The organism is Enterococcus sp. HMSC076E04, assembly GCF_001814285.1.
GTDB lineage: Bacteria > Bacillota > Bacilli > Lactobacillales > Enterococcaceae > Enterococcus_B > Enterococcus_B lactis.
The window spans coordinates 24,886-37,557 of the sequence record NZ_KV815594.1; the positions used below are offsets into that span (position 1 = coordinate 24,886).

Below are 12,672 nucleotides of genomic sequence, written 5' to 3' on the forward strand. Positions count from 1 at the left end.
AGGAAGAAGAAATGGCTTATTCAACTATTGGAGTTGTTGTTGAAAAAAGCAGAGACAATCTCGTTTTTGTGACAGAAATTCAAACAGGTAGATCTTTTGTCGTCACAGACAAAGCGGCAAAAGCTTATCGAAGTGGCGATATTTTAGCGTTAAATCTGATTACAAAAACGTTCGTTGATGCAGTAGAAAATTATCCATTTGTTTAGGAGGAAACGGACATGGCAGAAGAAAAAGAACCACTAGACAATAGTCGTTTGGGAAAATCCAAAAGAAAATTAGCACGATTGCAAAATGAATTAAACGAACAAATTGAGAAGATGTTTGAACACCAGAGAAAGACAAACGGTCAGCCAATGAACGATAAGAGAAATGGGCATTCTTGGTTTAGGCAACAAGAACGTTTAGAAAACAAAGTGCATAGTCTGAGAGAAGAGATCAAGCAACAAGAAAAACAGGTAGAAAAACTTGAAAGACAAGAAGAGCTAAAGGAAATGGGCTATAACAAGTACGGCGGCCTGGATATGACAATCGAAAATATTCCAAGAATCAAAGAAGAAATCGAACGCTTTGAAAAAGGTGAATCGACTTTTTCAGCCGCTACGATCCGAAAATACCAACGAAAATTGGAAACATTAGAACAGCTGAAAGAAAAATCAGAGAAAGGAAAAGAAAATATTCTTCCTGAAGTACAAGCGATCATTGACAGCGGACGAGTGACGCAATGGAAAAAGAATCCAACTATCTATTTTCTGAAAGGCTATCGAAAAGTCGCTTTAGAACTCAATGAAAACGGCGAATTTGAAGCGTCAAAAAAATACCAAGCCACGTCGGAAGAAGAAAAGGCAGCTGTTCGTGAATTACTTGAAGAGGCTAGACCAATTGATTCTGTGAAAGAGAAAGAAATCGATCATTTCTATCGAGTAGAATTCAACGAAAATGATCCAGAAAAAGGATTGAAAAGTTATGGTGGGGAGATCGTAACATTCGAATTGATCGATCAACTCAAAACGTTGGATAACCAATACGCCGCAGAAGCAGGTTATTATAAATTCTATTTTGAAGAAGTGAAGAACGGAGAAGTAGTCGATCAGATCCGAATGGATCTAGGGGATGGCGTCAACAGTAATCAACCCATCTATTTAGAGTTAGCAAAATTGTGCGAACAAGTACCTGAGAAGGAACAAAAACAATCGGTCAAAAATGAACCTGTTTCGAAAGAAGAAATGCAGTCGAAAGAAACAAAAACAAAACAAAAAGGCTATCAAAAACGAACGGCAGAAGAGATTAAACAAGAAGTTAAATCCCTTTCGCAACAGGCACTGGATGCGGTGAAAAAGCATACCCATTCTCCTGAAGACGTCAAAGAACTTTTGAACTTTATGTCTCGTTTTCCAGAACGATCCTTTAGAAATCAATTATTGATTGAGGAACAATTTCCAGGTGCAACGGCTTGTTTAGGTCGTGCCGCGTTGAAAAAAGAAGGAATCTATATCAAAAAAGGGGAACAAGGGAACAAGATCTTTGTCAGAAAAACGGTCAAAGGATTTTATGAGAAAGGACGTGGCTTTGTTCGAGAAACAGAAGCTACACCAGAAGATAAAAAACGAATCGAAAGTGGTCAAATCGAAGTGATCAAAAAACCTTACTACACGATTGAAAAAGTGTTTGATATCACACAAACACAATTGAAGCCTGAAGACTATCCGAAAATCTTCCCGAACCGCGTCTTTGATTTTCAATTGGATAAAACAGGGCAGACAGAACTTCAAGTTGGGATTCAAGCGGTAGCCAAAAATATTGGAATTCAAATTCGAGATATGACAGAAAGTGAAGTCTATCAAAGAGAATTAGGACAAGCACGTGGGGCGTACGTTCGTAACGAATTTACTGGCGAAGAAGAAATCGTCATGAATACTCGAAATACTCCTACGCAGCATTTAGCCACAAGTATTCACGAATTAGCCCATGCTAGAATGCACAAATTTTCAGAATTAGATACCGCAACTAAAGAACTACAGGCAGAAATGACCTCCTATATTGTGTGCAAGCATTTTGGGATGGACACCTCGGAGAAAGCTATTCCTTATATTGCGACATGGACGAAGAATGGTCAGACATTGGATGATAAGGAAGCTGCGGAACGTGGGAAAATCATGAATGATGTCAGTCGTGTCGCAAATGAATTCATTCAAACCATTTCTAATGAAATCAATCAATACAGAGAAAGAGAACCAGAGATCCAGCCAGCAGAAGTGAAGCAGGAGCATAAAAATACTTTAGAAACGCCAGAGAATAAGAATATTGTGCCCGTTGGTTCACTTTGGATCGACAAGAAAGACGGGAAAGTAATGGAAGAAGATACGGGTCGAACGTTACATTTGAAGGATGCGGCGTTTATTGAAGATCCGCAGCATAATCAAGTGATTTTAAAAGGAAAAAGTTATGGAAAAGAGATCCAAACGGCGTTACCTTCAGAAGAATTTGCGCTAGGAAATCCATTCCGATTTTCACTTGAAACAGTGTCAGAAGTGGCCAAACGAAAAAATGAAATCTATTATGAACAACAATTGTCACAAAAAGAACGTGTATAAAATAAGTAAAAAAGACTATCTGAAAAACGGATAGTCTTTTTTCTTTTGGGAGGTTTGAAAATGACCGAGAAAAAAATGAGTCTTATTGATCGATGTAAACAGATCGATATAGTGGATTTTGCTCGAAACAATGGAATGGCTGTAGTCAATAAAGGACGAGACTATCGCTTAGAAGACCATGATTCATTTGTTTTTGATCGAAGAAAACAACGTTTTTATTGGAACAGTCAAAATATTAGTGGCGACATTATTGAATTAGCTAAACTTTTTTTCATAGACAAAGAGATTCAAGACTCTAAGCAACAATTTAAAGCAGCCACAGATTTTATTCTAAAGAATGAAGACAAAACAGAACGAGTAGAAAATCTTCATTTTGAGACAGAAAAGTACAAAGATCACCCCGTTGATTATCAACCACTCACAGAAAAAGGAAGGAATTATTTGAAGGAAGAACGAAAACTGCCCGATTGGTTGATTGATTATGCAGAAAAAGAAGGATTGATCGCCGAACTAAAGCCAAAACATGAACGGCAAAATTTCTTAGTTCGAGACGATCGTTTGGATCATGCGGTCGCCTTTTTATGGAAAGATCCACAGACAAAAGAGACAGTAGGGGCGAGTTATCAAGGAACATTCATTGATTATGAACGTTTTGGTGAGAGAGGCACATATAAGCATATAGATAAAAATTCGACAGCGAATCATGGATTTAACCTAAAGATCGGTGACCCTAAACAGTTAAAATTTTTTGAGAGTAGTATTGATTTACTTAGCTATGCTGCACTGAATCGTGATCAGTTAAACGATACGTGGTTAGTCTCTATGGAAGGGTTAAAACACCATGTGATCAGTCATTATTTTGGTGAGGCAGTATCTGAATTGAGAAAGAAACAAGCCTTTCCTCAATCCATTGAGATTTGTGTGGATAATGACCGTGCAGGACATATTTTCTACGAAAAAGAACAATTAATGGGCGCAGTTGATCCATTTACGAATCAGAAAGTACGTTGTGAACGAGGAATCGCTAATGATTGGCAAGTGCCAAAAGAATACAAAGTCATTTATGAAGAAGTTGCAAAAGAAATGAAAGTTGAACCTGAAGCAATTATGGCCATACACAAGACAGAAAACAATCTGCAATTAACGGACCAACTGGTTTCCGCTCACAAAGTAAATGCGTCTTTTGGTCAGCAGCTTTCTGTTAACGATTCAATAGAAGCTATTAATTTGAAAGATATTTGTAGAGAAGTCGCAAAAGAATTAAAAGGTTGTGAACGCGTGGATGGTACGTACGATTTTGATCGTTTTTATCAAGAAAAAGGGGATATTAATGCTCAGATTCTTTTCTCTTATAAAGCAGAACAATACTACAAAGGCTATAAAAATCATGAACATGAATTTGTACCTGAAGTAAAAAAGGATTGGAATGATCAATTGAAGCATGAAATCCACCAACAAGAGATCAGAAAGCAAAAACGTGCGATGTTGTTTCAACAAGGCAGACAACAAGAAAGGGAGTGAAATCGTCATGATGAAAACCGTTATTTTAGCAGAAAAGCCGTCACAAGCGAAAGCTTATTCCGATAGCTTCTTTAAATCCACTCGAAAAGACGGGTATTTTGAAATCCAAGATCGATTGTTTCCTGGTGAAACTGTGATCACGTATGGTTTTGGTCATTTAGTCGAGTTAGATTCGCCCGATATGTACGATGAAAATTGGAAACAATGGTCATTAGAGCATTTGCCTATTTTCCCTACACATTATCACTATCATGTTCCTAAAGATAAGAAAAAGCAATTCAACGTGGTGAAACAGCAACTTCAATCGGCCGATACCATTATTATTGCGACAGATAGCGATCGTGAAGGGGAACTGATCGCTTGGACGATCATTCAACAAGCAGGCGCCGATCATGGAAAGACCTTTAAAAGACTTTGGATCAACTCCTTAGAAAAAGAAGCCATTTATCAAGGATTCCAGCAGTTACGAGATGCAGAAGAGACCTACCCAAAATTTGAAGAAGCACAAGCACGCCAGATCGCCGATTGGTTGATCGGCATGAACGGTAGCCCACTGTATAGTTTACTCTTGCAGCAAAAAGGCATACCAGGAAGTTTTTCCTTAGGCAGAGTCCAAACCCCAACGCTTTACATGATTTATCAATTACAGGAAAAGATTAGAAACTTCCAAAAAGAACCATATTTTGAAGGAAAAGCCCAAGTAATCGCTCAAAATGGCGCATTTGATGCGAAGCTTGATCCGAATGAAACCCAAGCGACGCAAGAAGCATTTGAAGATTATTTAAAAGAAAAGGGGGTTCAATTGGGAAAACAGCCAGGTACGATCCACCAAGTTGAAACCGAGAAAAAAAGCGCGGCAAGTCCACGTCTTTTTTCTCTATCCAGCCTTCAGTCTAAAATGAATCAGCTTATGAAAGCTAGTGCCAAAGACACTTTGGAGGCTATGCAAGGGTTGTATGAAGGGAAATATCTAAGCTACCCACGAACAGATACCCCTTATATTACAGAAGGGGAGTATGCGTATCTGTTGGATCACTTAGACGAATACAAACACTTTTTAAAGGCCGAAGCCATTCCTACTCCTATTCATACACCTAATAGTCGATATGTGAATAATAAGAAAGTCCAGGAACATTACGCGATCATTCCTACAAAAACGGTCATGACGGCAGCGGCTTTTGAACAATTAAGTCCACTGCAGCAGGCCATTTATGAACAAGTGTTAAAAACAACGGTGGCCATGTTTGCGGAAAAATATACCTATGAAGAAACAACGATCTTGACGCAAGTTCAGCAGCTTCAGTTAAAAGCAATCGGAAAAGTGCCGGTAGATCTAGGTTGGAAGAAGTTATTTGGAAAAGAGAGCGACGGAAAAGAGAAGGAAGAAGAGCCGCTACTTCCTAAAGTGACAAAAGGAGAAATGGTGACGGTAGATCTACAAGTCCTTGAAAAAGAAACAAAGCCACCAAAACCTTATACCGAAGGCACGTTGATCACTGCAATGAAAACAGCTGGGAAAACCGTGGATAGTGAAGAAGCGCAATCTATATTGAAAGAAGTAGAAGGAATCGGTACAGAAGCGACACGGGCAAATATTATTGAAATCTTGAAACAAAAGGAATATATCAAGGTAGAGAAAAATAAGCTCGTGGTGACGAATAAAGGGATTTTGCTTTGCCAAGCCGTGGAAAAAGAGCCGCTGCTTACGAGCGCCGAAATGACCGCCAAATGGGAAAGCTACTTATTAAAGATTGGAGAACGAAAAGGAACACAAACCACTTTTCTAGCTAATATCCAAAAATTTGTCTCTCACTTATTGGAAGTCGTACCAGGGCAAATCCAATCCACTGATTTTGGATCGACGTTACAAGAAGTGAAAGCAGCCAGTGAAAAGCAAGAAGCCGCGCGTCATTTAGGAATTTGTCCAAAATGCCAGGAACAAGAAGTCATACTTTATCAAAAGGTGGCAGCATGTACGTCTGAAGTCTGTGATTTTAAATTATGGACAACGATTGCCAAAAAGAAACTCACAGCGACACAGCTGAAGGAGATTATTCAAAATAGCCGAACAAGCCAACCAGTGAAAGGGTTAAAAGGTCAGAAGGGTTCGTTTGAAGCAACGATTGTTTTAAAAGAAGACTTCACTACAGGCTTTGAATTTTCTGAAAAGAAAAAAACGAACTTCAAGAAAAGAACACGACGCACGACAAAATAATGGAGGGTTAATCTTATGCGTAATACAACACACAAACAACAAGAAATCGAAAATCAAAAAGCCAAAATTCGTTCAGAACAGGAAAAAATGCGTGCCAGCAAACGAAGACTGCAGCAATTAAAGAACCAGCAGCGGATTCAAAAAGAAATTGAATTAGATCGATAGACATTAACCTTGTTACAAATACACTATCATGATACATTTAATGTAGTGTATTTGTAACGAAAGGGGGGAAGTAAATGCAAAAGAAACTGAAAGAATTGTTGGCTATTCGCGATGGAAATTTATCTATGAAGGAAGCCAGAAAATTAGGAATCGCAGCAACCACTGTACAAAGATTGGTGAATCAAGGAAAATTGATCAAAGTTGATCGTGGTTATTATGTAGAGGATGGTCATGGAATAGATGATTTATTTTGGCTTCAGCAACGATTTTCCAGGGGAATCTTCTCTCATGAAACGACTTTAGATATTTACCAGCTTTCTACGAATATGCCGAAATTCATTCACTTAACTTTTCCCCATGGCTATAACGTTGATCGTTCAATTACAAAAGAGCAGCAGTTACAATTTCATTTCGTGAAGAAAGAAGTTTATGAACTAGGAAAAGTAGAGGGAACTTCCTTTCAAGGAAATCCTATTACTATGTATGATAAAGAGCGTACACTTTGTGATATTTGGAATCCGAGATATGAAATTGAATATGAAATGAAATTAGAAGCATTAAAAGAGTACATGGAAGACCCATTGAGAGATCCAAGTAAATTAAGAGATTACATGACAAAACTACATGTAGAAAAAGAAATGAAATACCACATGCAAAGCTTATATTGATGGAGGAAAAAGATGACACCGACACAATTTGCAGCAAAAACAAGAAATTTAGCAAAGAGTACAGGATTAAATGCACAGTTAGTGCAACGGCATTTTATGATGGATCGTCTAATTGAACAAATTTCTGAATCAAAGTACAAAAATGACTTCATTTTGAAAGGCGGCTTTTTATTAGGATCAAAATATGGAATCGATAGAAGGACAACAATTGATATCGATACGACATTTAGAAATAGCAAATTAACTGAAGAAAAATTGAAGAGCATTTTTAATGATTTAACTAGAAAACCCACAAAAGAAGGCATTGTTTTCTCTATTCAAGGAATGAAGGAAACAAGAGAAGCCGATTTTTATCCTGGATTTCAAATTAAATTGGTGGCTAATTTAGAGAAAGTACGTGTACCGTTTAAAATGGACGTGACAACAGGAGATTCTATTTATCCTGAAGTAGATACACACTATCACCAATTAATGTTTGAAGATAAAAAAGTGGAGATTCCAGCTTATCCAACAGAACAAATTATTGCAGAAAAGCTAAGTGCTACGTTCAGCTTTGGCACAGATAATTCGAGAGCAAAAGATTACTACGACTTATTTACCATTCCGAAACTAGAAAATATTGATACGAAAGAGTTATACAAAAGTGTTCGAAATACATTTACAAAACGTGGAGATACAAAGCCTTTATCCTTTTATTATGAAAGAGAAATGGATAAGATCAGGGGAAACGACTATTTGGAAAAGCAGTGGGAAAAATATCGCTCAGTTAACACGTTTGCGAATTCCATTTCATTTGCAGATACAGTCAACGAAATTGATCACCTAATGAAAAGTGTGATCAAAATTGAAAATCAAGAAAGAAAAAGGCAGTTTAAAAGATCACAACAAATGAATCAAGAAACGGAGAGATAAAGATGATTAATAATGTAACTTTAGTAGGACGGTTAACCAAAGATCCAGATTTACGTTATACCGCAAGTGGCACAGCAGTGGCCACTTTTACCTTAGCCGTTAATCGTAATTTCACGAATCAAAACGGCAATCGAGAAGCCGATTTTGTCAACTGTGTGATTTGGCGCAAACCAGCAGAAACGATGGCGACATTAGCTAAAAAAGGCAGCTTGATTGGCGTTGTCGGACGGATTCAAACCCGAACCTACGATAACCAACAAGGACAACGTGTGTATGTGACAGAAGTTGTAGCTGATAACTTTCAACTATTAGAAAGTAAAGCAACGACAGAGAGCCGTGCGCACGCTGATCAATCGTCCAGCAGTCCAAGCCCTACCACCTTTGAACAACGGGATGTAGCTACGCCTAACAACAATGGATTGAACGCTTCACAAAATCCATTTGGCGGACAATCAATCGATATTAGTGATGATGATTTACCATTCTGATTGTAAAAGATCAATAAAGTTGTTATAATGGATACGAAAAGAGGAGTTGCGCTAACAACTCCCCTAACAGCACCGTTTAAGACGGTGACCAGCTTAATATTATTTTTGAAAAATAATCGTCGACCGGCTAAAGCTGACGGTTATTTTTTTTGATTGTTGTTTACAACTGCTAAGATTCCAAAAATGATTGTTGCGATCAAAGAACCGAAACTAATCATTAATCCTAGCGCCGTTTCAACAGGCAAAAGGCTTCTCCTTTCTGTAAGATTTTGGAAGTACGCACATACGCACCACCTCACTTTCAATCGGATAGCCACCGTCACAAACTTTACTGTCTTGATCATTATAGCATATCTAAAATCGAATAAAAATTCTCAATTTTAACTGTTTTTGCTATAATTTTAGCGAGGTGATCGTGATGAACAAATATGTTGGTTTGCTTGATAAAATCCGAGTAATAAAAACACAACCATTATTGGTTCGCTTTACTTTACAAACAATTCATGAATCGATTAATTGTGTAGTTGCAGATATTGAAATTATCGATAAATTGTTAATTATGGATGATGGAAAATACAATATTGCCGTCACAGGTCATTTCAATAAACGGAATCAATTAGTCATTGAATCGATGCAAATTAGAAACCCTGATCATTTTACGCGATCAATGGGCATATAAATAAAAGAAGAGCTGCAATCCTAATGTAGGACTGCAGCTCTTTTTGTTTTACATAGAAACAGGAAGAAAGGGAAAGGCCTATTTAGGAAGGCACAAGCGCCTTCTCAATTGAAAAACCTTTCTCTCACTCCAACCGCCACCGCCGTTCGAGAAGAAAGGAAGTGAACGTTGCACGTTCACTAAGATAAGGGGTCTTGCTTTGTAAGACAAAATAGGAAAAGCTTCCTCTCACCAAAAGGTTCGTTCCTGTTCGCTATCTCTTTATTGATTTGCCAGACCGGCAACAAGTTGCCTTTTATCACCAAAAAGCGACAAGGACAAGGGTAAATGGCACGCTGCGCGCCCTTGTCCTTGTCGCTTTTCGTTGATTCATTCTGGCCAACAAATCAATAAAGAAAGAACTAACGAAAGGAAGTAAAACCTTTCCTAAGAGGAGGCAGAATCAATCATGCGAAAGAAATTTGATTATTGGGGTGTTCCCTTCAGCGAATTATTCCCAAACTATCATGCACCACATACTGTCGAATGCGATTGTGGAGAAAGAGCGAAATGTATCAAAAGCTATTGTTTGTATCAATGTCCAACATGCGGGAAAAAATATACCTTGTCTTATGGCGATTATATTTTGATTGAGGAGAAAGGAAAGAAACGCTGATGAAAACACAACACAAATTATTGACTGTAAAAGAAGTCGTTCAAATTTTGGTGGACAAAGAAGTCATTTCTGAAAAAGTAGCAGAAGCTTTACTTATTCCGCGGTACTGGACGATAGAAACCCCTTTAGTAGAGGATGCACCGACTATGCTATTTGAAGACTTAGTGAAGATTGCAGGATGTGAACTGCATTATCAAGAAAAATTGGAAACTTATGAAAACGAATATTGGTTAACCAAATTAGAGAACTAAAAAGGAGAAAAAAATATGGCTCAAAATTACTATGACGAATTTGTCAAATTACCTTTGGATAAAATGGCACAAAAAATGGAGGATATGACGTTCCTATACAACGAAACACGTGTTCCAAAAAAACATTATAAAGAAAAATTGTCGGTAGCTGTGGAATAAATGATTGAATCAGGTGTCGAAATGAATCTTATTGCGACGTACTATCGAACACTGGAAGAACTGAAAAAGCAAAATGCAAAATGGTTTTTCCAAGCCTTACTATGTTTGGAAGTAGGTGTCAAACCAAGCACTATTAAACCTTCTGAATACCAAGCTTTAGAACTAACGTATGCGAAATTTATCGAAACGAAAAAAGCCAAGACTGTTTCAAGTGAATGGTTAGATTATTTTGAAAATATCAATAAGTATGGCGCATATTACACCATGAAAAAGGAAGACAACGAAAATGAATAAGGTGATTTATCAACTAACAACGGATTCCATATCAACGATTTGAAAGAAAAAAAGGTCAATAATCATTTATACCGAAAAGTGAGAATGTGTGAAATAAGGACAAAAAAAGCCTAGTAACTAAGGGAATGGTTCTTATTTCGCACCAACCGCCCCCGCCGCTTAGGTGGTGCGAAATAAACGGGCAAAGCCCGATAACTTAAGAGAAAGAAGGTGATCCATTTGAACAAGATTATTCCCTTATTGTTAGTACTGTTTGTTGGCGAAATACTTATGCGAGATAGTGCAGCTGTACAGTTAAACCTCGCTGTATTTTTGGTAATACTGGTGTTTTGTTTGATCTTTTGGCGGTTTGTATTAGTCCTCGTGAGTCTACTATTCAAGATGATTGCAGCCATATTTTTCATGGGGTTATTTCGATGAAAGGAGAGAGTACCAATGCCAATTGCAATAGGAAATAAACGGTTACCCGTGACATTAGATGAAAAGAGACAAAAAGAATTGCAGCAACTAAAGCAGAAGTACGACAAAAGTGAATCCAGGATTATGTGTATTGCGTTAGATTTATTGATTGCCAAGAAAAAGCAGGATTTGAGGTACCAGCACTAAGAAAGTGACGTCACTTTTTATACTAAAACCTAAAAGTGATATCACTTTTAGACAATGGAAAAGGTGGAAATAAGATGAAGAAAAAACAAACTAAACTATCGTTAGCAGATATTTTAACACAGTTAACCGCAACTGAAGATGGTGTTGTAGAATTTGAACGATTTGAAATTTCGGTAGTAGATGATCGTTACTTTAAAATGCCTTACTTTTTTGACCAAGCAAAGGTCATTTGCCTTTGTGGCTACGATGGGGTACGTGATTACTTTGGAATTAGAATTACTGAAGAAAAAGTCGTTTGGGTAAACAATCATACAGAATTAGGTGCGCTAGCCTTTGAAGGAACTGTATTGGACAATATCTCTATTGTATTCGAGGAAGAAAGCTTTACGCTTGAATGCGATAAGTTAACCCGATATATCGATCCAAAATTCTATGAGGATAAAAACCTGGCATGGGAACTGGCTTTATAGACAGAGTGCTAGTGCAAGTAAAGGAAGAAAGGAAGATCACCATGAAATACAATTTATTAGACCATAAGCGAATGTGGGTAGAGAAATTAGAGGAAGACTTAGAACAGTTGGAATTGTTAGGTCATAATAAGACTTCAACGGTGTATAAAGAAGGACTAAAACGAACGAAAAAAGCACAAAAAGAACTAGCAACACTGGAAAGTAGCGTTCAGAAAAAAGAAGTAGACTTAACATACACTTACCTTTAGGAGTAGAAAATGGCAGACAAGAGAAAAGAAAAGATTCAAAAATTACTGGCGCTTGCGGCGGATGTAAATGATGAGGAATCAATGAGCGCATTAGCCAAAGCCCAGCAATTGATGATGGACTATGATCTTACTGAAGATGAGATTTTCAATTATCATGAGCAGCAACGGATAGAAGCAGTAGAAACGCACGTGATCTATCGTGGACGTCCGCAAAAATGGCTGTATCGTTTATTTAGAAATTAAGATAAAAAAGGCTAGTTAACAGGTTTGTCGACTGGCCTTTTTTGATATGTTTGTACATGTTTTATTGTGTTTTAATTTTTCTCTTTTTTATAGCAAGCTCCTTTTATAATAAATATTCCGAAAAGTGAAGACCATTTTTTATTTATTAAGACTATTATTATTAGTGAGATAAAATTTGATTGATCTTACAGAATATTGGTGACGATTATGACACTAAAGATACTATTTATGAAAATTTTGCAAAAATGTTCTGAAAATTACATATAATTGTTTTATAAAAAAGGGAGGCAATTATATGAAGAAAAAATTTGTTAGTATTTTTATGATTTTAGGAATTGTTTTATGAAGTGTATCTACTTTAGGAATTACAGTAGATGCTGCAACTTATTATGGAAATGGTGTTTATTGTAATACTCAAAAATATTGGGTAGATTGGAGTAGAGCTCGCTCTGAGATTGTTGATAGAGGAGTAAATGGATAGGCTACAATTAACTAGACAGAAAAATT

The 12,672-nt window shown here is 37.2% G+C and carries 18 protein-coding genes and 2 pseudogenes; 18 read left to right on the plus strand and 2 right to left on the minus strand.

Annotated elements, in window-relative coordinates:
• The first annotated feature begins 11 nt into the window (after positions 1–11).
• From HMPREF2961_RS06635 to ssb, 8 genes are all read left to right on the plus strand, one after another.
• Positions 12–206 (plus strand): hypothetical protein, encoded by a 195-nt coding sequence (locus HMPREF2961_RS06635; protein WP_002293517.1) that lies wholly within the window; start codon positions 12–14, stop codon positions 204–206.
• Positions 207–218: 12 nt separating this feature from the next.
• Positions 219–2,591 carry an ArdC-like ssDNA-binding domain-containing protein gene (locus HMPREF2961_RS06640; RefSeq protein WP_002310993.1) on the plus strand — a complete coding sequence of 791 codons (2,373 nt, stop codon included), beginning with the start codon at positions 219–221 and terminating at the stop codon, positions 2,589–2,591.
• 60 nt (positions 2,592–2,651) lie between these two features.
• Positions 2,652–4,112 (plus strand): toprim domain-containing protein, encoded by a 1,461-nt coding sequence (locus HMPREF2961_RS06645; protein ID WP_002336698.1) that lies wholly within the window; start codon positions 2,652–2,654, stop codon positions 4,110–4,112.
• Positions 4,113–4,122: 10 nt separating this feature from the next.
• On the plus strand, positions 4,123–6,327 hold the full coding sequence (gene topB, locus HMPREF2961_RS06650; protein ID WP_024634928.1) for a type IA DNA topoisomerase: 2,205 nt from the start codon (positions 4,123–4,125) through the stop codon (positions 6,325–6,327).
• 15 nt (positions 6,328–6,342) lie between these two features.
• Complete coding sequence (locus tag HMPREF2961_RS15390; protein WP_002295632.1) at positions 6,343–6,492, plus strand: hypothetical protein; 150 nt, start codon at positions 6,343–6,345, stop codon at positions 6,490–6,492.
• Positions 6,493–6,566: 74 nt separating this feature from the next.
• Positions 6,567–7,160, plus strand: coding sequence for a type IV toxin-antitoxin system AbiEi family antitoxin domain-containing protein (locus tag HMPREF2961_RS06660; RefSeq protein WP_002310996.1), 594 nt, complete (start codon positions 6,567–6,569; stop codon positions 7,158–7,160).
• 12 nt (positions 7,161–7,172) lie between these two features.
• The gene (locus tag HMPREF2961_RS06665; protein WP_002310998.1) at positions 7,173–8,072 is read left to right on the plus strand and encodes a nucleotidyl transferase AbiEii/AbiGii toxin family protein; all 900 of its coding nucleotides are present in this window, start codon (positions 7,173–7,175) and stop codon (positions 8,070–8,072) included.
• A gap of 2 nt (positions 8,073–8,074) precedes the next feature.
• A complete protein-coding gene (gene ssb, locus HMPREF2961_RS06670; protein WP_002310999.1) occupies positions 8,075–8,560 on the plus strand; it encodes a single-stranded DNA-binding protein in 486 nt (161 codons plus the stop codon).
• A 140-nt stretch (positions 8,561–8,700) separates the two neighbouring features.
• Here the strand turns inward: ssb and HMPREF2961_RS15715 are convergent, their stop codons facing one another.
• Positions 8,701–8,805 carry a competence inhibitor ComI gene (locus HMPREF2961_RS15715; RefSeq protein ID WP_008274030.1) on the minus strand — a complete coding sequence of 35 codons (105 nt, stop codon included), beginning with the start codon at positions 8,803–8,805 and terminating at the stop codon, positions 8,701–8,703.
• A gap of 173 nt (positions 8,806–8,978) precedes the next feature.
• Between HMPREF2961_RS15715 and HMPREF2961_RS06680 the strand changes: the two genes are divergently transcribed.
• The 5 genes from HMPREF2961_RS06680 to HMPREF2961_RS06695 all read left to right on the plus strand — a co-directional run bounded on the left by HMPREF2961_RS06680 (position 8,979) and on the right by HMPREF2961_RS06695 (position 10,598).
• On the plus strand, positions 8,979–9,239 hold the full coding sequence (locus HMPREF2961_RS06680) for a hypothetical protein (protein WP_002295623.1): 261 nt from the start codon (positions 8,979–8,981) through the stop codon (positions 9,237–9,239).
• Positions 9,240–9,687: 448 nt separating this feature from the next.
• On the plus strand, positions 9,688–9,894 hold the full coding sequence (locus tag HMPREF2961_RS06685; protein WP_002330430.1) for a hypothetical protein: 207 nt from the start codon (positions 9,688–9,690) through the stop codon (positions 9,892–9,894).
• Positions 9,894–10,145, plus strand: a complete 252-nt coding sequence (locus HMPREF2961_RS06690; RefSeq protein ID WP_002311001.1) for a hypothetical protein — start codon at positions 9,894–9,896, stop codon at positions 10,143–10,145. Before HMPREF2961_RS06685 ends, HMPREF2961_RS06690 begins: the two co-directional genes overlap by 1 nt.
• A gap of 15 nt (positions 10,146–10,160) precedes the next feature.
• Positions 10,161–10,304: a hypothetical protein gene (locus tag HMPREF2961_RS15395; protein ID WP_002330429.1), complete on the plus strand. Its 144-nt coding sequence runs from the start codon at positions 10,161–10,163 to the stop codon at positions 10,302–10,304.
• Between the two features lie 21 nt (positions 10,305–10,325).
• The gene (locus HMPREF2961_RS06695; protein ID WP_002300801.1) at positions 10,326–10,598 is read left to right on the plus strand and encodes a hypothetical protein; all 273 of its coding nucleotides are present in this window, start codon (positions 10,326–10,328) and stop codon (positions 10,596–10,598) included.
• A 110-nt stretch (positions 10,599–10,708) separates the two neighbouring features.
• On the opposite strand, the gene HMPREF2961_RS15905 is transcribed toward HMPREF2961_RS06695, so the two are convergent.
• Complete coding sequence (locus HMPREF2961_RS15905) at positions 10,709–10,936, minus strand: hypothetical protein (protein WP_306173746.1); 228 nt, start codon at positions 10,934–10,936, stop codon at positions 10,709–10,711.
• 97 nt (positions 10,937–11,033) lie between these two features.
• Between HMPREF2961_RS15905 and HMPREF2961_RS15400 the strand changes: the two genes are divergently transcribed.
• From HMPREF2961_RS15400 to HMPREF2961_RS15185, 5 genes and pseudogenes are all read left to right on the plus strand, one after another.
• Positions 11,034–11,204, plus strand: a complete 171-nt coding sequence (locus HMPREF2961_RS15400) for a hypothetical protein (RefSeq protein WP_002330428.1) — start codon at positions 11,034–11,036, stop codon at positions 11,202–11,204.
• A 74-nt stretch (positions 11,205–11,278) separates the two neighbouring features.
• Positions 11,279–11,674 carry a hypothetical protein gene (locus HMPREF2961_RS06705; RefSeq protein WP_070704378.1) on the plus strand — a complete coding sequence of 132 codons (396 nt, stop codon included), beginning with the start codon at positions 11,279–11,281 and terminating at the stop codon, positions 11,672–11,674.
• Positions 11,675–11,715: 41 nt separating this feature from the next.
• Positions 11,716–11,922 (plus strand): hypothetical protein, encoded by a 207-nt coding sequence (locus HMPREF2961_RS06710; protein ID WP_002311003.1) that lies wholly within the window; start codon positions 11,716–11,718, stop codon positions 11,920–11,922.
• A 9-nt stretch (positions 11,923–11,931) separates the two neighbouring features.
• Positions 11,932–12,153, plus strand: a pseudogene (locus HMPREF2961_RS06715) (DUF2786 domain-containing protein); the annotation flags it as partial.
• A gap of 334 nt (positions 12,154–12,487) precedes the next feature.
• Positions 12,488–12,646 (plus strand): annotated as a pseudogene (locus tag HMPREF2961_RS15185) (leucocin A/sakacin P family class II bacteriocin).
• The last annotated feature ends 26 nt before the right edge of the window (positions 12,647–12,672 follow it).

Coding starts and splice junctions, on each gene's coding strand:
- HMPREF2961_RS06665 (WP_002310998.1), top strand. CDS start 7,173: ATGACACCGACACAATTTGCAGCAAAAACAAGAAATTTAGCAAAGAGT.
- HMPREF2961_RS06640 (WP_002310993.1), top strand. CDS start 219: ATGGCAGAAGAAAAAGAACCACTAGACAATAGTCGTTTGGGAAAATCC.
- HMPREF2961_RS15400 (WP_002330428.1), top strand. CDS start 11,034: ATGCCAATTGCAATAGGAAATAAACGGTTACCCGTGACATTAGATGAA.
- HMPREF2961_RS06660 (WP_002310996.1), top strand. CDS start 6,567: ATGCAAAAGAAACTGAAAGAATTGTTGGCTATTCGCGATGGAAATTTA.
- HMPREF2961_RS06645 (WP_002336698.1), top strand. CDS start 2,652: ATGACCGAGAAAAAAATGAGTCTTATTGATCGATGTAAACAGATCGAT.
- topB (WP_024634928.1), top strand. CDS start 4,123: ATGAAAACCGTTATTTTAGCAGAAAAGCCGTCACAAGCGAAAGCTTAT.
- HMPREF2961_RS15395 (WP_002330429.1), top strand. CDS start 10,161: ATGGCTCAAAATTACTATGACGAATTTGTCAAATTACCTTTGGATAAA.
- HMPREF2961_RS06705 (WP_070704378.1), top strand. CDS start 11,279: ATGAAGAAAAAACAAACTAAACTATCGTTAGCAGATATTTTAACACAG.
- HMPREF2961_RS06685 (WP_002330430.1), top strand. CDS start 9,688: ATGCGAAAGAAATTTGATTATTGGGGTGTTCCCTTCAGCGAATTATTC.
- HMPREF2961_RS06710 (WP_002311003.1), top strand. CDS start 11,716: ATGAAATACAATTTATTAGACCATAAGCGAATGTGGGTAGAGAAATTA.
- HMPREF2961_RS15390 (WP_002295632.1), top strand. CDS start 6,343: ATGCGTAATACAACACACAAACAACAAGAAATCGAAAATCAAAAAGCC.
- HMPREF2961_RS06695 (WP_002300801.1), top strand. CDS start 10,326: ATGAATCTTATTGCGACGTACTATCGAACACTGGAAGAACTGAAAAAG.
- ssb (WP_002310999.1), top strand. CDS start 8,075: ATGATTAATAATGTAACTTTAGTAGGACGGTTAACCAAAGATCCAGAT.
- HMPREF2961_RS06680 (WP_002295623.1), top strand. CDS start 8,979: ATGAACAAATATGTTGGTTTGCTTGATAAAATCCGAGTAATAAAAACA.
- HMPREF2961_RS06635 (WP_002293517.1), top strand. CDS start 12: ATGGCTTATTCAACTATTGGAGTTGTTGTTGAAAAAAGCAGAGACAAT.
- HMPREF2961_RS06690 (WP_002311001.1), top strand. CDS start 9,894: ATGAAAACACAACACAAATTATTGACTGTAAAAGAAGTCGTTCAAATT.